Genomic DNA, 20,754 nt, shown 5'->3' on the forward strand with positions numbered 1-20,754 from the left:
CCTCTCGAACTTGCATCTATACGCCAGGCCCAAGCTATGTGCGGCTGTCGACATCTGGGCCACGTCCTTTCATGTTCCAGCGCACTGGCGCGATGAGTAACATGAGCGTCATCCAGATAAAGGTTGCCGGCCCCGCAAGCACGAAGACCAAACTGGCAATCAATCCTGATACGGCATCACCCATCACGGCGGTGAAGTAATAGAGGGAAAAATTCCTGCCCACTTCATGCTCCCTCGACAAGCACTGGATGTTGGTCACGATTGCGATATCGACAAATGCACCAATGAAGCCAACCAGGAACAGAATCAACAGGAACAGCCAGTTATTGAATTGCAGCGCCACTGCTGCAGCAAAAAATAGCCCGCCATAGAGCATCCAGTAGCGCAGCACCATTGCTGCGGTTGTACGAGGATTGAAGCGCGTGTAAAGCATGCCCCCCACCACCGTGCCTGCCGCAAGCAGTGAAAACACGTATCCAACCGCCGCTTCAGAGGCGAAGTGCTCCAGCACCGATGCTGGAAGGATAAAGCGAATCACCGACGTGGCGAACATCGCACAGAGTGTGGTGCAGCCAATGACAGCGAACAACGGCGCATTGCCGGCCCTCAACTGACTCACACTGCTCGCCGCATCCCTGATTATGGCGCACCCATCGAATGCCTGTTGGACACTACGCCTGGCAGGCGTCAGGGTAGCGATACAAATGGCCGACACGACAAGGCACATTGCAAAAAACAAGAAAGTGGCTTCTCGAGACAGCAGTAACACACAGGCCGAAAAGACCAGCGGCCCGAGGATCGAGGCGGCGTCCTCGATCACCTGGATACCGCTGTTCACCGTGGCTAACTCATCCTTTTCGACAAGGTCCGGAAAGTACGCGCGAAACGTGGGCACATAAAGGCATTCGAGTGCTGTCATGACCATTGCGAGGCCCACTAACGCAAGTAATACTGGCGTGAACACGCTGAACAAGGCAAAGAAGGAAAGTGCCAGCAGGCCTTTTGTCACCTCGATTGCTAATAGTGTGTGTTTCTTGTTGGCGTTATCTGCCAGCCAGCCACCCAATGGCGAAAACACCACACTTGGCAAGTAACGAAAAAAGTAGGCGATGCCGATCAAAAGCATATCCGCATCTGTGATGGACACGATCGCCACGGCAAATGCAGCCTCGAAGGCAAATTCACCACATTTGGAAAAGCTGTAGCCCAGCGACAGCGAACGCGTTCCGGGGTTAAGGCGCAATGCCAGCATTAGCGGGTACTTCCTGGCGACATCGCTCCTGAACACTCGGATTGTAGATTCATATGGGCACTCCTTTGAGCCGATTGAGATTGCCAAATATTGGCCAACTCAATCTAAGACTCGGCCAGGATTGAGCTCAACATGAAAGTTGTAACAACGCCGATGCTTTCTGCAAGCGAAAATCAGAAACGCGGAATTTTCCTACAACAACCATTCTTTGAATGCAGACCCGACGGCATTTTCCCGACTGTGCAGTTGAGCACTTCAACAGGTCACGTTCAGATACCGAGCCCTGAATCCCTTGCACAGCACGAGCATCAACTTTAAACATGCTGTTTATAAGTAACGAGTTGTTACTGCGCCGCAAGAGCAGCCACTGGCAGCTGCCGCAGCGCACCTTGCAAAGGCCGCAAGAGCCTGGCCAACCCTCTGCTACACTGACAGGGCTGAATGAAGGATCCTGCCATGTCCGAAAGAGAGCTCACCACCCTTCTGTCGTTGATGAACCAGCGCCAGGCCTGTCTGAGCAGTGCCTGCAAGGAGATTGCCGACTGGATCGACCGGCAGGGCGATGTGCCCGCCGCCGGCAAGATCCGCGCTAGCCTGAAGGCACTGGAGGCCGATGAGGCCCAGGTTCGAAAGACCCTGACGTCGCTGACCCTCGACAGACCGCTGCCGCGCTTTCGTAGCTGAAAGGCGCAGTTGAAAAAAAGGGCCGCTGAACGCGGCCCTTTGATCTGTCAGTGGTTCATGTGCATGTGATCATGCCCACCACCCGCGTCGGCGTTGAGTGCACGCACTTGTGCCTGAACGTCCAGGGTTTCCTTGGCGCCCTTGGCATCCTCGATGGTCAGGGTCAGTGGCACTTTGTCACCCTCCTTCACCTGATTGTTCAGGCCCATCAGCATGACATGAAGGCCATTCGGGTCCAGGGTCACTGCCTTGCCGGCTGGCAATTCGACAGCCTTGACCTCACGCATGCCCATCACGTCACCGTTCATGGTCATCTCGTGCACCTGCACGGTCTTGGCCACGGGCGAAGCCACACCCACCAGCTTGCTGTCGCTGCTGGCAGTCAGGACCATGAACGCACCGGTGGACTGCTGATGCGGCACACTGGCACGCACCCAGGCATCACTCACGGTGGTCTGGGCCAGGGCCGGCAGGGCCAGCCCCATCAGTACCAGGGCAGCCAAACCGCGTTTGATCGGTTGCATCGACATTCAGCAGATCTCCATCAGGGTGACCAGATCTTCGGCGCATTCCTTGGCGTTCAGGGAATGGCCCAGGCTCAGGCGCAGGGTGCCACGTGTATCGTAGACGTAGCTGGTGGACGAGTGAGAAATGGTGTAGGTGTCTCCGGCCGGAACCTTCTCGTAGAACACCTTGAATTCCTTGGCCACAGCGGCAATTTCCTCGGGGGTGCCGGTCAGCGCGGTGAACGTCGGGTCGAAGGCCTTGACGTAGGCATCGAGCACCTCGGGCGTGTCGCGCTCCGGGTCCAGGGTGATGAACACCACCTGGAACAGGTCGCGGTCGCGGCCCCTCAGCAGCTTGCGAATCTGCGCCGCGCGCGCCAGCGTGGTCGGGCAGACGGCCGGGCACTGGGTGAAGCCGAAGAAGACCATCGGCATGCTGCCGTAGAAGCTCGACAGGGTGCGCACGTTACCTTGCGGGTCTTTGAGGCTGAACTTGCGCCCGAGGATTTCGTTGCTCATGTTCTTGCCGTACTTGAACTCGAGCCCCCGGGCCGGGCTGCAGCCTGCCAGCAGGCCAAGCCCGAGAACGCCCATGCCGGCGACAACCGCACGCCGGGTCAAAAGATCATTCATGAAACCATCCTTTACAGGGAAGGTGCCGGCCCTCGGGACGGGCCGGTCGAAAAACCGGGGCATTCTGGCATGACACCCAGAGGGGTTCTACCCGACCATGGCGGGGATGGCCTGCAGCCCTTTGAATACGGGCTGCGGCCTGTTGTCGCAGGAGTTGAAACCGTAACACTTTGTTGCTAAGGGAGCCGCCTTCAACTCAGTAGTAGGCGTTTTCTTTCTGGCTGTGGTCAGTCACGTCGCGCACGCCCTTCAGCTCCGGAATACGCTCGAGCAGGGTGCGCTCGATGCCTTCCTTCAGGGTGACATCGGCCTGGCCGCAACCCTGGCAGCCACCACCGAACTGCAGCACGGCAATGCCGTCATCGACCACGTCCACCAGGCTCACCTGGCCGCCATGGCTGGCCAGGCCGGGGTTGATCTCGGTCTGCAGGTAGTAGTTGATACGCTCGTTGATCGGGCTGTCTTCGTTGACCATCGGCACCTTGGCGTTTGGCGCCTTGATGGTCAGCTGGCCGCCCATGCGGTCGGTGGCGTAGTCGACCAGTGCGTCTTCCAGGAACGGTACGCTGACGGCGTCCAGGTAAGCAGTGAAGCTTTTCAGACCCACGGCGGTGTCGTCAGGCTTCTCTTCGCCCGGCTTGCAGTAGGCGATGCACGTCTCGGCGTACTGGGTGCCTGGCTGGGTGATGAAAATGCGAATGCCGATGCCGGGCGTATTCTGCTTGGAGAGCAGATCGGCCAGGTAGTCATGGGCGGCGTCGGTAATGGTTATAGCGCTCATGTAGGTTCCTCACAGACTTGCGGCCAAGTGTACGCCAACCCAGCCTTCGAACAAAGTCCTAGCAATTGACTCGGGAAAGCGCATATTCAGGGGCCGGCCCCCGTTGCGCCGCCAGCCAGGCCTGCATTCGCCGGTATAGGCCGCGCTCCAGCCACTGGTAGCTGAACCACGACATTAGTCCAATGGACGGCACGCACAGGGCAAATGTCAGGAACGGGTTCAGATGCAGGCGCTGACTGGCGAACCAACCGGCATACAGCACCAGCACATGTATCAGGTAAACCGAGTACGAACAGTCGCCAAGGGCCTTGAGCAGCCGATTGCCCTGGAACAGCGGCTCCATGGCCACAAAGGCCAGGACGACCATCGCACTCGGTAACCCCCAGTGCAGCAAGCGCTGGGAAGCGTCCAGATAGTAGATCGCCATGCCCGCCACACCCAGCAACGCCAGCGGCAACCACCGCCCCTGACGGATCAGCCCGCGGCGGTACAGTACGCCGACACCAATGCCCAGCAGAAACTCGTAGATGATGCCGTTGTTGTAGAAGCGGCTGACCACGCCCATGCGCCCCAGTACCTCACTGACCAGCAACAGAGCGGCAGTCACCAGCAGCAGGTGATGCCGTTGGCGTACCAGGAAGGCCAGGCCGAACAGCAGGTAGAAGAACATCTCGAAGTTCAGCGTCCAGCCCACGTTCAGGGTCGGGTACAGGCCATAGCCACCTGGGTTTTCCGCCGGGATGAACAGCAGCGACAGGAACAGGTGCCGCCAGTCAAACGCCTGATGGGGCATCCATTGGCTGAATGCCAGCAGCAACATGGCCATCAGGGCTGTGTAGAACCAGTAGGCAGGGACGATGCGCAGCGCCCGATTGAGCAGGAACTGGCGCGGTTCGATGGTTTTGTCGCGGGTCGACAGGTAGATGACCAGCCCACTGATGACGAAGAAGATGTCGACGCCTACGGCGCCACGGTCGGTGAGCAGTTGGCCGATGGGGCCGGTGGCGTGGAAGTCGAAGAAGATCTGCATGAAATGGTGGCAGACCACCACCCAGGCGGCGAACGCCCGCAGTGCCTGAAGCGAATACAGCATGGAATACCCTGCGCTTGGCGGTGCATTGAGGCCCGTATCGAGTGCAGAGGCCAGCGCCAGCCTTGAGAGCCGCGCCGTACCTGTCGTAGGAGCGGGTTCACCCGCGAAGGGCTGCAAAGCAGCCCCCAGCAATCGATCCAGACCACCTACCGTGTCCGACCGCAGGCAAATCGGAAAGGTCAGCCAACCCGATCAGAGGTTCTCGTACCGGTTCATGTCCAGCACGCCCGCCTCGACCGGTTCGGTTTCCTTGATATAGCTGTTCAGGTCATGGAAATAGCGCCAGAACGCCGGGTGACTGCGGCGCACACCCCAGCGCATGACAATGCGCTCGAACTTCGCCGCGTCATCTTTGGCGTACTCCATGTCCTCGACGAACTCCGGCACATCCTTGGTCGGGATGTTGAAGATGAAGTTCGGGTAGCTGGAGAGCACACCCGGGTACAGGGTCAGGGTATCCAGCCCCGGCTGGTAGCGGTACGCCTCACCCAGCAGGAACGCCACGTTGCTGTGCGCGCGGTTGCGCAGCAGGCTGTACACCTGACGTTGGCCGTCCTGCCCTTCGATACGCAGCATGGTCGCCTCGGGCAACTGGTTGATCACCTTCAGCCCGGCCGCCGGGCGCGACACCAGACGGCTGAGCGACTGCTCGGCATTGCGGAATTCTTCGCTCATCTGCGGCCGTGAGCAGAACGCGCCCTGGCAGCGGTTGATCGGGTCCGGTGCGGCATTCAGGCTGCCGGTGCGCTGCAGCAGCTTCAGGCCAAAGTCGCGTTTGGGGTTGCGCGGGTCGAGCTTGATGCCACTCGGGGTGTCGGTGTCGATGTCTTCATAATCCATCCACATCTTCACCTTGCCACTGTTCTGGTACCAGTCGCCAAGGATCGCCTTGCGCTGGTCGGCCGGCATCAGGCGCAGGAAGTTGACCTCGGCGCCGTTGCGGATCAGGTCGAAGTACAGGCGCGTCTGCAACTGGTGCGAAACGTTGCCATACACATCGAAGTTGACCGCCAGCTGGTAATACGTGCGCTCGAACAACGGGTAGTCGAACAGCCACACGGTCAGCGGCACATCCCCCACCAGGCCCTTGGTCACCGATGCGCTGTCGAAGTGGCGGAAGATGCTCAGCAGCGCATTGTCGTTACCGGCCCACAGCGTCGACCATCTCGGTGCCGGCATTTCGGCATAGGCTTCACGGCGCAGTTTCTCGTAGTCGTTGCGCTTGTCACGATAGGCGTGCCACAGGCTCAGCACACTGCCCACGTCATCGATCTGACCAGGCATGGCCAGCAGCGGGGTAGCCTCGCCGCGGTACTTGGCATCGGTGATGTAGCGATCGAAGGCCGGCTCCTGGAACAGCGCCCAGAAGTTGTCGCGGATCACGTCAGTGGCAATCTGCCCGCGGCACACCGGGCCACGGATGAAGGTGCGCACGAAGTACTCGGCGTTATCCAGCATGAACTGGTAGCGCGCCACCGCCGGGATCGCCTCGAAGGTTTCAAACGGATTGGCCCGGTGGCGCGGGCCGTAGCCCGGAAGCGCGGCAGCATGCCAGTCACCGGCATAGAACAGCTGCTTCACGCGCTTGAGCTTCTGCGGCCCCATCGGGTAGGTGATGTGCGTCTTGTGCACGATCACGCCCTGCACCGGGATCAACCGGTAGTAGAAGTCCGTGCCCGGTGGGTCGTTGGGGCGGCGGGTGGCAATGATATCGACCGGCTTGCCACTTGGCGTGCGCGAGCGCACCCACTGGAAGAAGTGGCCCTGCTCGCCGCCCGCGAAATAGATGTGCGCCAAAAACAGGTGCTCGTACAGCCAGCGGCCCACCAGCGCCTCGGTGGAACCCGGGCGGTTGAGCAGTTCTTCCCACTCTGCGATCTGCCTGGCTTCGGCCGCGCTAGGCTGGATCGGCTGGTACTCCACCGGCGCACCGGCCGCCAGCCAGCGGCGCAGGGTGGCGTATTCGTCGTCGGTCAGCCCGGTCACCGCCAGCGGCATGCCCTCCTTGGGGTGTGCGCCGGCATAGGCGTCGAATTCATGGGGCAACGGGCACATGTTGTTGCGGCTCAGGCCCAGGACGATCTCTTCGGGCAGCTTGGCGTTGGGCGTAAGCGGGGTCTTGTGGCCCAATTCCAGCATGCGCGCCATCAGCGCGGCCTGACCGCCCTGGTTGTCGAGCACCGAGTAGAAGCCCTTCTTGCGCCATTGCTCTTCGCTGTGGGCGTCGTAGAACAGCCGCGTGGTGGGCACCGCCTTGCTCCGCTCGCCCTGGTACACCGGGACCTTGCTGGCCCCGCGTACCGCGCCTTCAGGGCTTTCCAGCTTGAGCTGGCAGGCGGCGTCGTTGCAGGCGTGGCAGGCCACGCACTTCTCGGTGAAGATCGGTTGAATGTCCCGGGTGTAGGAAATAGCCGGGCTCGACTGGGGGGCCTGCCCGAATACCGCGCCGCTGATGAGCAAGGCGAAGGCGCCGGCAAGGATACGATGCACCATGTGCGGAAAGTCCTGGTTCTTGAAAGCCATCACGATTTGTTGCCTGGTCGTCCTGGGTGCCTTGCGCTGCCTCCACCCGCCCAACATGAGCAGTTTTCATGCAAATGGGCGACATGCCTAAAAACCGCGCAGCTTTGTTATGATTCGGCACCTTCTGATATTCCGCCCGACCAGGTAGTTCCTATGTCCGACCGCAGCGCTCGTCTCCAAGCACTCCAGAACGCACTCAAAGAGCGCATCCTGATCCTCGACGGCGGCATGGGTACTATGATCCAAAGCTACCGTCTGGAGGAACACGACTATCGTGGCACGCGTTTTGCCGATTGGCCAAGCGATGTGAAGGGTAACAACGACTTGTTGCTGCTCAGCCGCCCGGACGTGATCGCCGCCATCGAGAAGGCCTATCTGGATGCCGGTGCCGATATTCTCGAAACCAACACCTTCAACGCCACGCAGATTTCCCAGGCCGACTACGGCATGGAGTCGCTGGTTTACGAGCTGAACGTCGAAGGCGCGCGCATCGCTCGCCAGGTTGCCGATGCCAAGACCCTGGAAACGCCGGACAAGCCGCGCTTCGTTGCCGGCGTGCTCGGCCCTACCAGCCGAACCTGTTCGATTTCCCCGGACGTCAACGACCCTGGGTTCCGCAACGTCACCTTCGACGAGTTGGTAGAAAACTACATCGAGGCCACCCGCGGCCTGATCGAAGGCGGCGCCGACCTGATCCTGATCGAAACCATCTTCGACACCCTCAACGCCAAGGCGGCGATCTTCGCCGTGCAGCAAGTGTTCGAGGACGACAACGTCGAACTGCCGATCATGATCTCCGGCACCATCACCGACGCCTCCGGCCGTACCCTGTCGGGGCAGACCACCGAAGCGTTCTGGAACTCGGTGCGCCACGCCAAGCCGATTTCCGTGGGCCTGAACTGCGCCCTCGGCGCCAAGGACCTGCGCCCGTATCTGGAAGAGCTGGCCACCAAGGCCGACACCCACGTGTCCGCCCACCCCAACGCAGGCCTGCCGAACGCCTTCGGTGAGTACGACGAAACCCCGGCCGAGATGGCCGCGGTGGTCGAAGAATTCGCCGCCAGCGGTTTCCTCAACATCATCGGCGGTTGCTGCGGCACCACCCCAGGCCATATCCAGGCCATTGCCGAAGCCGTGGCCAAGTACAAGCCGCGCGAGATCCCGGAAATCGCCAAGGCCTGCCGCCTGTCGGGCCTGGAGCCGTTCACCATCGACCGCCAGTCGCTGTTCGTCAACGTCGGTGAGCGCACCAATATCACCGGTTCCGCCAAATTCGCCCGGCTGATCCGCGAAGAGAACTATACCGAAGCCTTGGAAGTCGCCCTGCAGCAAGTCGAGGCCGGCGCTCAGGTAATCGACATCAACATGGACGAAGGGATGCTCGACTCCCAGGCGGCCATGGTCCGGTTCCTCAACCTGATCGCGGGTGAGCCGGACATCTCGCGTGTACCGATCATGATCGACTCGTCCAAGTGGGAAGTGATCGAAGCCGGCCTCAAGTGCATCCAGGGCAAGGGCATCGTCAACTCCATTTCCATGAAGGAAGGCGTCGAGCAGTTCAAGCACCACGCCCGCCTGTGCAAGCGCTATGGCGCTGCCGTGGTGGTCATGGCTTTCGACGAAGTCGGCCAGGCCGACACTGCCGCGCGCAAGAAGGAAATCTGCCAGCGCAGCTATGACATCCTGGTCAACGAAGTGGGCTTCCCGCCAGAAGACATCATCTTCGACCCGAACATCTTCGCCGTCGCCACCGGTATCGAAGAGCACAACAACTACGCCGTCGACTTCATCGAGGCCTGTGCCTATATCCGCGACCACCTGCCCCACGCCCTGAGCTCGGGTGGCGTGTCCAACGTGTCGTTCTCGTTCCGAGGCAACAACCCGGTGCGTGAGGCGATCCACTCGGTGTTCCTGTATCACGCCATCCAGAACGGCCTGACCATGGGTATCGTCAACGCCGGCCAGCTGGAGATCTACGACGAGATCCCGGCCCAGCTGCGTGAGAAGGTCGAGGACGTGGTGCTCAACCGCACCCCGCATGGCACCGATGCACTGCTGGCCATCGCCGACGACTACAAGGGTGGCGGCGCAACCAAGGAAGTGGAAAACGAAGAGTGGCGCTCGCTGCCGGTGGAAAAACGCCTGGAGCACGCGCTGGTCAAGGGCATCACCGCGTTCATCGTCGAAGACACCGAAGAATGCCGCCAGCAGTGCGCGCGCCCCATCGAAGTGATCGAAGGCCCGCTGATGAACGGCATGAACGTGGTCGGCGACCTGTTCGGCGCGGGCAAGATGTTCCTGCCGCAGGTGGTCAAGTCGGCCCGCGTCATGAAACAGGCCGTTGCTCACCTGATCCCCTTCATCGAAGCCGAAAAAGGCGACAAGCCGGAAGCCAAGGGCAAGATCCTGATGGCCACGGTGAAAGGCGACGTGCACGACATCGGCAAGAACATTGTCGGCGTGGTGCTGGGCTGTAACGGATACGACATCGTCGACCTTGGCGTAATGGTGCCGGCGGAGAAGATCCTGCAGACAGCCCGCGAGCAGAAGTGCGACATCATCGGCCTGTCCGGCCTGATTACCCCGTCGCTGGACGAAATGGTCCACGTTGCCCGCGAAATGCAGCGCCAGGGCTTCGAACTGCCGCTGATGATCGGTGGCGCCACCACCTCCAAGGCGCACACGGCGGTCAAGATCGAGCCCAAGTACAGCAACGACGCAGTCATCTACGTCACCGACGCCTCGCGCGCGGTCGGCGTGGCCACCCAGTTGCTGTCCAAGGAACTCAAGCCGGGCTTCGTCGAGAAGACCCGCCTGGAATACGTGGACGTGCGCGAGCGCACCGCCAACCGCAGCGCCCGCACCGAGCGCCTCAGCTACGCCCAGGCGATCGCTGCCAAGCCGCAGTACGACTGGGCCAGCTACCAGCCAGCGGTGCCCTCCTTCACCGGCGTCAAGGTGCTGGAAGACATCGATTTGCGGACCCTGGCCGAGTACATCGACTGGACTCCGTTCTTCATCTCCTGGGACCTGGCCGGCAAGTTCCCGCGCATCCTCACCGACGAGGTGGTTGGCGAGGCTGCTACGGCGCTGTACAAGGATGCCCGCGAGATGCTCGACAAGCTGATCGACGAGAAGCTGATCAGCGCCCGCGCGGTATTCGGCTTCTGGCCGGCCAACCAGGTGGCCGATGACGACATCGAAGTCTACGGCGAAGACGGCCAGGCACTGGCCACCCTGCACCACCTGCGCCAGCAGACCATCAAGCCGGACGGCAAGCCCAACTGGTCGCTGGCCGACTTCGTCGCACCGAAAGACAGCGGCGTGACCGACTACGTAGGTGGTTTTATCACCACCGCCGGCATCGGTGCCGAGGAAGTGGCCAAGGCTTACCAGGACAAGGGCGACGACTACAGCTCGATCATGGTCAAGGCCCTGGCCGACCGCCTGGCCGAAGCCTGTGCCGAATGGCTGCACGAGCAGGTGCGTAAAGAGCACTGGGGCTATGCCCGCGACGAACACCTGGACAACGAGGCGCTGATCAAGGAGCAGTACAGCGGCATCCGCCCTGCGCCGGGCTACCCGGCCTGCCCCGACCACACCGAAAAGGAAACCCTGTTCCGCCTGCTCGATGGCACCGCCATCGGTGAGACCGGGCCAAGCGGGGTGTACCTCACCGAGCACTTCGCGATGTTCCCGGCGGCGGCGGTCAGCGGCTGGTACTTCGCCCACCCGCAGGCGAAGTATTTTGCCGTAGGCAAGGTCGACAAGGACCAGATCGAACGTTACAGCGCACGCAAAGGCCAGGATATCAGCGTAAGCGAGCGCTGGCTGGCGCCTAACCTGGGGTATGACAGCTAAACGACTGCGCTGGCTTCTTCGCGGGCTCGCCCACACAGGTATGAAACAGGCCTCAAGGGCCGTGATTTACCTGTAGGAGCGGGTTTACCCGCGAAGAGGCCGGCACAGGCAACCTCACAACCATTGCCTACACTGTCCTTGATTGCCTCTGATTTCCCCAGGAGCCACCATGGACGATTCCAGCCAGGGCAAACCCCCGACCTTCTGGCAGATGCTGCACAGCATCCTCGCTGCCGCCTTCGGCGTGCAAAGCGGCAAAAACCGCGCACGCGACTTCACCCACGGCAAGGCCAGCCACTTCATTGCGTTGGGGGCGCTGTTCACCCTGGTGTTCATTGCGGTATTGATCGGCCTGGTGCAATTGGCGCTGCACCTGACCCGCTAGCCTGTGCCGGCTTCTTCGCGGGTAAACCCGCGCCTACGACGGTACTGCGCCATTCTCAAGGCAGATGTTCACCGCAAAGAGACGGGCACAGGCAATACTAAAGCGCCTGCGAGATTCCCTCCCACAGGCGCCCTGCTACATCACGGTCTTGAGTTTCAAGTCACTGGTGGCTGACCCAATACACGGCAGTGACCACCACCAGAACGATCAGGCAGAGGATCGCCCAGGCATCGACGCTGCTGTCAGCTTTGCGGACCTTGGTTGAGTTTCCCATTGCATTGCCTCTTGTAGTGGTTATGGGAATGCACTTCACCACCAGCAGTTAAGACGAGCAATGCCCTTCCCTCAAGCAGGGTCATTCAATATTCGACCGGTGAGGCCAGAAACGGGTAACGGTAACCGGGCGGGCGCCCTTCAGCACTGTAACGCCGAAAATCGACGCCGTAGTCATCCCTTTCCAACAGCTTCAGCCAACGCCTGGCCTTGGCCTGATCGATTTCCTGCAATACCGGAACACGGCGCTCGCGCAGGCCGTCGCGGTTCAACGCCAGCCCGTGGGCGTCATCGTGCAGCATCACCATGGCCCAACCGCCAAGGGTGAAATGCCCACCCATCAGCACGCTCAAGCGCCCATCGATACGTGCGCGCAACGCTTCGGGCGAGCTGTTGACGGCAGCGAACAGCACGTCACGACCCGCCGTGTACCCGGCCTCCTCGAACGCCTGCATGGCACCAAAAGCCATCTGGTCATTGGCCGACCACACCAGCCGGGTGGCCGGGTAACGCTCAAGCAACTGCTTCGCTTGCTCGTAGGCGCGCTGGCGGTTCCAGCCGCCGTATACCACTTGCCGCAAGCGCACCTGAGGGAAATCGGCCAAGGCGCGGCGCATGCCCTCAACGCGCAACTGCGAGGCGGGGGTGGTCTTGACCCCGGCAAAAGCCACCAGATCCACCGGCCCTGCGTCGCGAGGCAGCTGCGCGAGCATCAGGTGCAACATCTGGAAGCCTGCCTGCTCGTCGTTGCTCATCAAGGTACCCAGTGGCTCGGCATACTTGTCGGGCTGGGCCTCGATGCTGAGGCGCTGGCTGGCGGTCAGGCCATTGTTGACGAGCAGCAGCTTCACCCCGGTGCCACGCGACAGCCGCAGGATTTCCGGTGCCACATACTGCTCGTTGACCAGCACCAGGTAATCCGGCCGCTGCGGCGCGCTCAGGATCGCCCGGGCCTGGGTCAGTGCCAGGTCGGCTCTGCGCTCGCTGTATTGCACCTGCAGGGTCATGCCCAGCTCGTCCGCAGCGGCCTGCATGAAGCGGGTATAGCTGGTCCAGAATGTCTCGGTGGACAGCCCCGGGTTGAGGAACACCACCGAAGCCGGTTGCGCATTTGCCACCAGTGGCAAGGCAAGGCACAAGCTTTGGCACAGGGCCTTGAGCATGGGGTCACATCTCTGCGAAGCAAACGCCGGATTATAAACGCCTGGCGATGCTCCGCGCACAAATGGCAGTCAATCTCACATAGTCCATTTGGTTCTTTTCATATGCAAAAACATCACTTTAGCGCATAACCGCAACCTGCTATCGTTCCCCGGCTCCGTACCGGAGTGCGCGGCCGTGCGCGCGAATAGCTGCATGCCTGAGACAGGACTTTTATGTACGTATACGACGAGTACGATCAGCGGATCATCGAGGACCGCGTCAAGCAGTTCCGTGATCAGACCCGCCGCTACCTGGCCGGTGAGCTGAGCGAAGAAGAATTCCGCCCTCTGCGCCTGCAGAACGGCCTATACATCCAACGTTTCGCGCCGATGCTGCGTGTCGCGGTGCCGTACGGCCAGCTGAACGCCAACCAGGTCCGCACCCTGGCCAAGATCGCTCGCGACTATGACAAGGGCTATGCCCACATTTCCACCCGCCAGAACGTGCAGTTCAACTGGCCGGCGCTGGAAGACATCCCCGACATCCTCGCCGAGCTGGCCACCGTGCAGATGCACGCGATCCAGACCAGCGGCAACTGCCTGCGCAACACCACCACCGACCAGTTCGCCGGTGTGGCCGCAGACGAGATCGTCGACCCGCGCCCGTGGTGTGAAATCGTCCGTCAGTGGACCACCTTCCACCCGGAATTCGCCTACCTGCCACGCAAATTCAAGATCGCCATCAACGGTTCGCAGGAAGACCGCGCCGCCATCGAAGTGCACGACATTGGCCTTGAGCCCGTGCGCAACGCTGCCGGCGAACTGGGCTTCCGAGTGCTGGTCGGTGGCGGCCTGGGCCGTACCCCGGTGGTGGGCTCGTTCATCAACGAGTTCCTGCCGTGGCAGGACCTGATCAGCTACCTCGATGCCATCCTGCGCGTGTACAACCGTTACGGTCGCCGTGACAACAAGTACAAGGCGCGGATCAAGATTCTGGTCAAGGCCCTTACCCCGGAAGTGTTCGCCGAAAAGGTCGAGGCCGAAATGGTCCACCTGCGTGGCGGCACCACCACCCTGACCGAAGCCGAAGTGCAACGCGTATCGCGCCACTTCGTCGACCCCGAGTACCTCGCACTCGACAACGTCGACTACACCGCCCTGGATGCCGAGCACCCAGGGTTCGCCCGCTGGCGCTCGCGCAACACCCGCGCCCACAAGCGCCCGGGCTACGTGGCTGTTACCCTGTCACTCAAGCCTACCGGTGTTGCCCCGGGCGACGTGACCGACAAGCAGCTGGACGCCGTGGCCGACCTGGCCGAACGCTACAGCTTCGGCTTCCTGCGCACCTCGCACGAGCAGAACATCATCCTCGCCGACGTCGAGCAGCGCCAGCTGCACGCGCTGTGGCTTGAACTGCGCGAAGGCGGCTTCGCTACCCCGAACATCGGCCTGCTGACCGACATCATCTGCTGCCCGGGTGGCGACTACTGCTCGCTGGCAAACGCCAAGTCGATCCCGATTGCCGAGTCCATCCAGCGCCGCTTCGACGACCTGGACTACCTGTTCGACATCGGCGAAATCGACCTGAACATCTCCGGCTGCATGAACGCCTGCGGCCACCACCACGTGGGCCACATCGGCATCCTCGGCGTGGACAAGAAGGGTGAGGAGTTCTACCAGGTGTCGCTGGGCGGCAACGCCGCACGCGGCGCAAGCCTGGGCAAGATCCTTGGCCCGTCCTTCGCGCAGGATGACATGGCCGATGTGATCGAGAAGCTGATCGCCGTGTACGTCGAGCAACGTACCGAGGAAGAGCGTTTCATCGACACCTACCAGCGTATCGGCATCGACCCCTTCAAGGAACGCGTCTATGCAGCGAATCATTAAGAACAACCAGATCGTCGACGAAACCTGGCACCTGCTGCCCAAGGAAACCTCGTTCGACGAGCTGACCAACTGCGACGACTACATCGTGCCGCTGCAAATGTGGCGCGACCATGCCCATGTGCTCAAGGCTCGCGATGGCGGCCTGGGTGTATGGCTGGACAGCGACCAGGAAGCAGAGGAAATCGGTGAAGACGTGCACCACTTCCAGGTCATCGCCCTGAACTTCCCGGCATTCACCGACGGCCGCAGCTACTCCAATGCGCGCCTGCTGCGTGACCGCTACAAGTTCAAAGGCGAACTGCGCGCCATCGGCGATGTGCTGCGCGACCAGCTGTTCTTCATGGCCCGCTGCGGCTTCGACGCCTTCGCCATCCGTGCCGACAAGGACCCGGAAGACGCGCTGCAAAGCCTGAAGGACTTCTCGGTGACCTACCAGGCCGCCACCGACGAACCGCTGCCGCTGTTCCGCCGCCGCTGATCGTCCCGCCCCAGCGAACAGCCCGCCTCTCGGCGGGCTGTTTCGTTCATAGGCCGTGGCGTTGAATTGCCTCTCGGCTCAATTCAAGCAAAAGCTGCCGTTTCGCGACCTCACGCGCTGCGCAGATATGCTCGACCTGGGCAAAATAGTCGCCATCGCTCAGCGTTTTCGATTGTTCCAGCAACACATCCAGGCGCTGCTGAAAAGGCTCGTCCAGGCGGCTGAAGCGCGCCGCCTGCTGCTCGTGCAGGTAGTCCTGCCAGAAGGATCGATCTGCCAGCGCCTGCGCCAACGCTTGTGGCGTTTCCTGCCGCAGCACCTCGCTGCGCGCGGCGTCCAGGTCTTCGCGGCCAACCCCGCTGAAACTCTCATACGAAAGATGGCTGGGCTGCACGGGAAGGTCGAGGCTATCCGCCAGCCTGACGCGATAGGTCAGGTAAACCTCTACGGGATCGTTCGAAAAGTAATCCGCAATATGCCGCGCGGCAATTGCGTTGACTTTGTCCAGGCGGAACAACGAACGCCCCAGCCTGACCAGCGCCCGCTCTTTCTGCAACCCGGTACCGGCTGTTCCGGCCTTGGCGACCAGCGCGCCAACCTCCAGCTCGCTGAGCGTCAGCAGCAACTCGTCGCTGCAACTGCGCGGCCGGGCAACTTGCTCGAACAGGCTCGCGCGTACTTCAGCGTGCTGTTCGCAGGCTTCGAGGATATGCCACACCCGCGCCTGAAGGTCGCGCGGTTGTGCGTCGTATTCACGCAGGGCCCGTAAATCAGAGAAAAAGCGAAACAGATCCTGCGCCCCGGCTTCCTGGCTCAAGCGGTTCCAGCTCGCCAATCGCACCTCGCGCTGGGCTGGCGTGAACCCTGAAAACCAAGGGGCTGCAGCGTTCGGGATCGAAGTGGCATGAGCTGCACGTCGACGCTCAGCAGCCCCGGCCGACGCCCTGGCCAACTGCAAGCGCTGCAGGGTTTCGTCCGAGAGTGGATTGTCGTGCAGCTCCAGGCCCCGCCACAGGCGAAGCGGCACTAAAGACAACGCTTCAGGCAGCGTCTGGATCTGGTTGTCACGCATGTCCAGCAACTCCAGATTACCGTGCCTGGCCAGATCAGCGGGCAGTTCGCCCAGCCCGGTGTTGCGCAAGGACAGCCGGCGCAGCAGGGGGAAAGACGCCAAGGGTGGCAGCAAACCGACCGGGTTGCCGTTGAGCTCCAGGCGGCGCAGTTCCACAAGCTGGCTCAAACGCAGGTTATCCTCGCTGGAAAGCACGATCTGGTTGCCGCCAAGGCGCAGGTTTTTCAATTCGGTCAGTTGCTCGATACCTGCAGGAAGGCGTGTCAGCCGGTTGTTCCGCAAGTCCAGGTTGCGCACCTTGCTGAAGCGACCAAAAAAGCCCGCATCAAGGCTCGTCAGCTGCATATCGCGCAGGGTCAGGTGCGTGATGTGGTCAAAACTCACATTTTCAGGCAAAGCCGGCAGGTCACCCACCCGCTCACCCACGAGGGTCAGGTGGTAGTCACCCGCCACCTCCCCAGGGGTAAAGCGCTGCCAGCTTGCCGTAATGCGCCTGGCAACCTTGATACGACGCAGGCGGCGAACAATGTTCAGCCCTGCGTCATTTCGCCAGGCTTGCAATGCCTGCTTGAGGCTGACCTTGGCCTGTAACAGTTGGCTGACATGGTTCCACGGGTCCACCCCCCGCTGTGCCAGGTCTTGCAGGTAGACCTCCAGCTGCTCACTGCTCATCACCGGGAACACGTGGTTCAACGTGCGCCGCAGTGCCTGGCGGGTGCCTGTCAGGTGGCCACTGAGCGGGTAGCCCAAACGCCCATCGAACAACCGCACAGGAGGGCGAATCCCCTGCCCCACACGGGCCAGCCCAATCATTCGGGCCGCCGCTTCACGGTCAGCGAGTGCCTCACGCCCAAGCCGCTCACCCAGTGCGTCATCCCTCATCTGGCTAATACCAAGCAATTGTCGCTGCCGGCTGTCCAGTTGCCGTCTCAACGTCTGCAGCAACCCACCCCTGCCCGCGGCAGGCAGCTCAACGTTGACCCCAGCCGACCAGGGGGCGATGGCATCGAGCAGGCCCAGCGCGAGCTTACCGGTATCGTCATTTTCTGCCGCGGCCTGGCGCAACCCTGCGCAGGCACGGTCTAGCCGACTGTCGCGTATTGCCCAGCGTGCACGTTCCGCCAAGGCCAAGGGCACCCGGCCTGCGCCAGTCAGGCTCTCCATCTCGACACTGCTGGCCCCCTCGACGATTTCCCGTGCGCAGCGGGGGGAAAGGCCTGGGAAGTCCCGCATCACGACCCGGTCTGCTGCTTGCGGGCTGATCTGTCGCTCGTTGAAGACCTCCTCGAAAGCCTCACCTCGCAACGCCGGGAAATCACGGTGCAATTGCTGGCGCTCGATGGCGTCGAGCAAGCGTGCCGGCGGGGGCGCATTTTCCAATAACAAACGGCGCAGGCAATCAGCATCCAGACCGGTGGTCTGCAACGCCACAGATATCACCTCATCCGGCACCTGCGCCGTGCGACTGGCAAGGCGGCGCACCATGTAGGCGGCGTCATGCCAGCGCTGCGGTTGTTCGAACTCATGCACCCATCCCCCGGCACCATTGTGCTCAAGTACCGGTACGTAGGCCTGTGGCCTCGATGGGTGATGAATACGCCATGCGCCATCGTCCCCTTCGCTCACTTCATACACAGCATCGTGCAGGCGCCTCAGCGAACGGCCAGTTTCATTCACGGCCTGCCCTACCATCAGATCGACGCCCTCACGCTGATAGCCCGACAAGGACGGATCACACAGCCGCAACTGGCCATCGCCCAGGCTTACCGGCACCAAGGCATCCACCTGCGCCACTCGCTGGGCCAGCTTGCCAAGTGCCGTCGCTCCGGCCGTCGTCACCGCCGTCATCACAACCGTGTCGGCCACGTTGAACAAGTGGCCCAATGCGGCGTCACGATCACCCAACTGCCAATCCTGGTAGCCTTCGTACACCTCACCTGCCAGTTGCATCACCGTAAGCCCCAGCAGGGCCTGCCCCAACACAGGCACAAACAGCGCTGCCAGGCCTGCCACGCTCAACCCCAAATCCAGATAGCCCTGCAAACGTGCGCGACGGTCGGCGACATCTTCATCCTCTGTCGAAACGGCCAATACCCGTGCGTCATCCAGCATTTTGTCGATCCGGGCCTGGCGCAGCGCGACAAACACGTCGCCCTCGATCGCAAAACAGCGGCCATCCAGCTCAAGCGGGAGAACAGTATTACCGTGGCTGAGCAGCGCGTTCAGCGCCGCGCAGAAGGCGATGCGATCACGCTCTGCGACGAAGCGCTGGAAGTAGCGCCGATACGCTTCATTACGCAAACGTATGCCAAGGGTCATGTACAGCAGCTCCCAGCTGGTGTGCCAACTCACCGGGGCATACGGGTCCTCAGGGAACCACGCGATAACGCCAAGCAGGCGGGCGTTCTGACGCACTTCGATCACCAGTGCGCCAATGACCTCCTTGCCCAACAGCCGCAGGGTGTGACACTTCAACACGGCGTTGTCGGCTGGCTGGAAAGGCGCTGTGCCCACCACCTGGTTGATCCACTGACAGGTCTGCTCATCGATTTCACCCTTGATTCTTGCGGCGATTGCAGCAAGCGCCAGGTTGGCCCTCAACGCCTCCTCCAGGGTGCTCTCGACGGCCACCCCCTCGCCTTCAAGCTTCGATTGCAAATGGCTTTGATAACGCCTGCCAATATCAATGTCTCTGCAAAGGCGGACAAAGGCTTGCGCACTTAGCGGCAGCAGGTGCCCGCTGGCAGTGACCAACTGCGACCCGGCCGCGAACCAGCCAGGCTGCATTTCCTTTTCGTGGAAGTTATGCAGTGCCGCCGAGAGAAGCGTCTGGGTGCTGACGATGCGTGTTGACGTGCTTGGTAAAGCAGGTGATATCGACGGTTTTGGCTGCAGGGTCACCAGCCTGAGCTGAGCCTGGCGCAAATCTACCTGCTTGATCGAATGGGCCTCGGGTGCACGTTTGAGCAACGACTCGGCGAACTCATCCAAGGGGGTTACAGCCCCTAACCAGGCGTCGACGTGGTCCTGCGCCCGCTGTTGGCGCAAAGCAGCGGCGCGCAGGCCTGTCAGCTCTTGGGCAGATGCGCGCTTGAGCCAGCCTGGCAGCTGACGGGCAATCAGCGCATCGATGGAGTCGGCGGGTATTACTGAAGGGGTCATGGGCAGCCTCAACGCTTGATAAAAAAGCGCTAGCTGAACAAGGTTCCAGTCCCCTCGGGCCCTATTTATGTAGTGAATGCACAGCTTGAAAATGTATTTGTGACTACAGGTCAAAGGACTTTGGCGCCATGGCGGCTTATTCGCTGCCGTTCAAACCTGCACACTGGCCATCACATGATCCTCACCCTATTCAGGAGCAACCCCATGAGCGTTCCTTCCTTCGGCCTCGGCACCTTCCGCCTCTCCGGCCAAACCGTCATCGACTCGGTCAAGTCTGCCCTGGCAGTCGGCTACCGCGTCATCGATACCGCACAGATCTACAAGAACGAAGCCGAAGTGGGCCAGGCCATCGCCGAAAGCGGCGTGCCGCGCAGCGAGCTGTTCATCACCACCAAGATCTGGGTCGACAACTACGCCGCCGACAAGCTGATCCCCAGCCTGCGTGACAGCTTGCAGAAGCTGCGCACCGACTACGTCGACCTGCTGCTGATCCACTGGCCAGCGCCGGGCAATGGCGTAGAACTGCCCGAGTACATGAAGGCCCTGGCCGACGCCAAGCAGCAAGGCCTGGCTCGCCAGATCGGCATTTCCAACTTCAACATCGAGCTGACCAGGCAAGCCATTGCCGTGGTCGGCAAAGGGGAAATCGCCACCAACCAGATCGAGCTCAGCCCCTACCTGCAGAACAGCACGCTGACCGCGTTCCTCAAGGAACAAGGGATCACCGTGACCTCGTACATGACCCTGGCCTACGGCAAAGTGCTGAAAGACCCGGTGCTGGCCCAGATCGCCGCCAAGCACAAGGCTACCGTCGCCCAGGTTGCCCTGGCCTGGGCCTTGCAATTGGGCTATGCCGTGATCCCGTCGTCGACCAAGCGTGAAAACCTGGCCAGCAACCTGCTTGCCCGTGGCCTGACGCTGGACAGCGACGACATGGCACGCATCGCTAAGCTGGAGCGCAATGGCCGCGAGGTCAGCCCTGACGGCCTGGCGCCAACCTGGGACTGACACTGATGACTGCT

14 protein-coding genes are annotated in these 20,754 nt (G+C 61.5%); 6 read left to right on the top strand and 8 right to left on the bottom strand.

The window, feature by feature from the left end; translation table 11 throughout:
- Window positions 1-34: 34 nt before the first annotated feature.
- Window positions 35-1,252 carry an MFS transporter gene (locus I8746_RS05030; protein WP_221100231.1) on the bottom strand — a complete coding sequence of 406 codons (1,218 nt, stop codon included), beginning with the start codon at window positions 1,250-1,252 and terminating at the stop codon, window positions 35-37.
- Window positions 1,253-1,708: 456 nt separating this feature from the next.
- Between I8746_RS05030 and I8746_RS05035 the strand changes: the two genes are divergently transcribed.
- Window positions 1,709-1,936, top strand: coding sequence for a hypothetical protein (locus tag I8746_RS05035; protein WP_003250422.1), 228 nt, complete (start codon window positions 1,709-1,711; stop codon window positions 1,934-1,936).
- A gap of 47 nt (window positions 1,937-1,983) precedes the next feature.
- Here I8746_RS05035 and I8746_RS05040 read toward each other — a convergent pair whose 3' ends face one another.
- The 5 genes from I8746_RS05040 to I8746_RS05060 form a co-directional block, all read right to left on the bottom strand.
- Window positions 1,984-2,466, bottom strand: coding sequence for a copper chaperone PCu(A)C (locus I8746_RS05040; protein ID WP_004573777.1), 483 nt, complete (start codon window positions 2,464-2,466; stop codon window positions 1,984-1,986).
- Window positions 2,467-3,075: an SCO family protein gene (locus I8746_RS05045; RefSeq protein WP_003250418.1), complete on the bottom strand. Its 609-nt coding sequence runs from the start codon at window positions 3,073-3,075 to the stop codon at window positions 2,467-2,469.
- A gap of 196 nt (window positions 3,076-3,271) precedes the next feature.
- A complete protein-coding gene (gene nfuA / locus I8746_RS05050) occupies window positions 3,272-3,856 on the bottom strand; it encodes a Fe-S biogenesis protein NfuA (RefSeq protein ID WP_003250416.1) in 585 nt (194 codons plus the stop codon).
- A gap of 58 nt (window positions 3,857-3,914) precedes the next feature.
- Window positions 3,915-4,949: an acyltransferase gene (locus I8746_RS05055; RefSeq protein WP_003250411.1), complete on the bottom strand. Its 1,035-nt coding sequence runs from the start codon at window positions 4,947-4,949 to the stop codon at window positions 3,915-3,917.
- A gap of 192 nt (window positions 4,950-5,141) precedes the next feature.
- Complete coding sequence (locus I8746_RS05060) at window positions 5,142-7,442, bottom strand: fatty acid cis/trans isomerase (RefSeq protein WP_004573786.1); 2,301 nt, start codon at window positions 7,440-7,442, stop codon at window positions 5,142-5,144.
- 183 nt (window positions 7,443-7,625) lie between these two features.
- On the opposite strand from I8746_RS05060, the gene metH reads away from it, so the two are divergent.
- Together metH and I8746_RS05070 are read left to right on the top strand one after the other, a co-directional pair.
- Window positions 7,626-11,333 carry a methionine synthase gene (metH, locus tag I8746_RS05065; protein ID WP_004573789.1) on the top strand — a complete coding sequence of 1,236 codons (3,708 nt, stop codon included), beginning with the start codon at window positions 7,626-7,628 and terminating at the stop codon, window positions 11,331-11,333.
- 169 nt (window positions 11,334-11,502) lie between these two features.
- Window positions 11,503-11,718, top strand: a complete 216-nt coding sequence (locus I8746_RS05070; RefSeq protein WP_004573790.1) for a DUF2970 domain-containing protein — start codon at window positions 11,503-11,505, stop codon at window positions 11,716-11,718.
- 359 nt (window positions 11,719-12,077) lie between these two features.
- On the opposite strand, the gene I8746_RS05075 is transcribed toward I8746_RS05070, so the two are convergent.
- Entirely contained in the window at window positions 12,078-13,154 is a 1,077-nt protein-coding gene (locus I8746_RS05075; RefSeq protein WP_012052948.1) for an ABC transporter substrate-binding protein, read from the bottom strand.
- Between the two features lie 213 nt (window positions 13,155-13,367).
- On the opposite strand from I8746_RS05075, the gene I8746_RS05080 reads away from it, so the two are divergent.
- Both I8746_RS05080 and I8746_RS05085 read left to right on the top strand, forming a co-directional pair.
- Window positions 13,368-15,020, top strand: a complete 1,653-nt coding sequence (locus I8746_RS05080; protein ID WP_012052949.1) for a nitrite/sulfite reductase — start codon at window positions 13,368-13,370, stop codon at window positions 15,018-15,020.
- Window positions 15,004-15,498 (top strand): DUF934 domain-containing protein, encoded by a 495-nt coding sequence (locus I8746_RS05085; protein ID WP_003250391.1) that lies wholly within the window; start codon window positions 15,004-15,006, stop codon window positions 15,496-15,498. Before I8746_RS05080 ends, I8746_RS05085 begins: the two co-directional genes overlap by 17 nt.
- A 46-nt stretch (window positions 15,499-15,544) precedes the next feature.
- Here the strand turns inward: I8746_RS05085 and I8746_RS05090 are convergent, their stop codons facing one another.
- Entirely contained in the window at window positions 15,545-19,732 is a 4,188-nt protein-coding gene (locus tag I8746_RS05090; RefSeq protein WP_221100232.1) for an NEL-type E3 ubiquitin ligase domain-containing protein, read from the bottom strand.
- Between the two features lie 204 nt (window positions 19,733-19,936).
- Here I8746_RS05090 and dkgB point away from each other — a divergent pair, with 204 nt between their 5' ends.
- A complete protein-coding gene (dkgB, locus tag I8746_RS05095; protein WP_221100233.1) occupies window positions 19,937-20,740 on the top strand; it encodes a 2,5-didehydrogluconate reductase DkgB in 804 nt (267 codons plus the stop codon).
- Window positions 20,741-20,754 lie beyond the last annotated feature (14 nt).

The organism is Pseudomonas sp. USTB-Z (genome assembly GCF_019691255.1).
GTDB classification, from domain to species: domain Bacteria; phylum Pseudomonadota; class Gammaproteobacteria; order Pseudomonadales; family Pseudomonadaceae; genus Aquipseudomonas; species Aquipseudomonas alloputida.

Excerpts from the sequence above, each read along its gene's own strand:
- I8746_RS05030 (WP_221100231.1), bottom strand. The coding sequence starts at position 1,252 with ATGCTGGCATTGCGCCTTAACCCCGGAACGCGTTCGCTGTCGCTGGGC.
- I8746_RS05035 (WP_003250422.1), top strand. The coding sequence starts at position 1,709 with ATGTCCGAAAGAGAGCTCACCACCCTTCTGTCGTTGATGAACCAGCGC.
- I8746_RS05040 (WP_004573777.1), bottom strand. The coding sequence starts at position 2,466 with ATGTCGATGCAACCGATCAAACGCGGTTTGGCTGCCCTGGTACTGATG.
- I8746_RS05045 (WP_003250418.1), bottom strand. The coding sequence starts at position 3,075 with ATGAATGATCTTTTGACCCGGCGTGCGGTTGTCGCCGGCATGGGCGTT.
- nfuA (WP_003250416.1), bottom strand. The coding sequence starts at position 3,856 with ATGAGCGCTATAACCATTACCGACGCCGCCCATGACTACCTGGCCGAT.
- I8746_RS05055 (WP_003250411.1), bottom strand. The coding sequence starts at position 4,949 with ATGCTGTATTCGCTTCAGGCACTGCGGGCGTTCGCCGCCTGGGTGGTG.
- I8746_RS05060 (WP_004573786.1), bottom strand. The coding sequence starts at position 7,442 with ATGGTGCATCGTATCCTTGCCGGCGCCTTCGCCTTGCTCATCAGCGGC.
- metH (WP_004573789.1), top strand. The coding sequence starts at position 7,626 with ATGTCCGACCGCAGCGCTCGTCTCCAAGCACTCCAGAACGCACTCAAA.
- I8746_RS05070 (WP_004573790.1), top strand. The coding sequence starts at position 11,503 with ATGGACGATTCCAGCCAGGGCAAACCCCCGACCTTCTGGCAGATGCTG.
- I8746_RS05075 (WP_012052948.1), bottom strand. The coding sequence starts at position 13,154 with ATGCTCAAGGCCCTGTGCCAAAGCTTGTGCCTTGCCTTGCCACTGGTG.
- I8746_RS05080 (WP_012052949.1), top strand. The coding sequence starts at position 13,368 with ATGTACGTATACGACGAGTACGATCAGCGGATCATCGAGGACCGCGTC.
- I8746_RS05085 (WP_003250391.1), top strand. The coding sequence starts at position 15,004 with ATGCAGCGAATCATTAAGAACAACCAGATCGTCGACGAAACCTGGCAC.
- I8746_RS05090 (WP_221100232.1), bottom strand. The coding sequence starts at position 19,732 with ATGACCCCTTCAGTAATACCCGCCGACTCCATCGATGCGCTGATTGCC.
- dkgB (WP_221100233.1), top strand. The coding sequence starts at position 19,937 with ATGAGCGTTCCTTCCTTCGGCCTCGGCACCTTCCGCCTCTCCGGCCAA.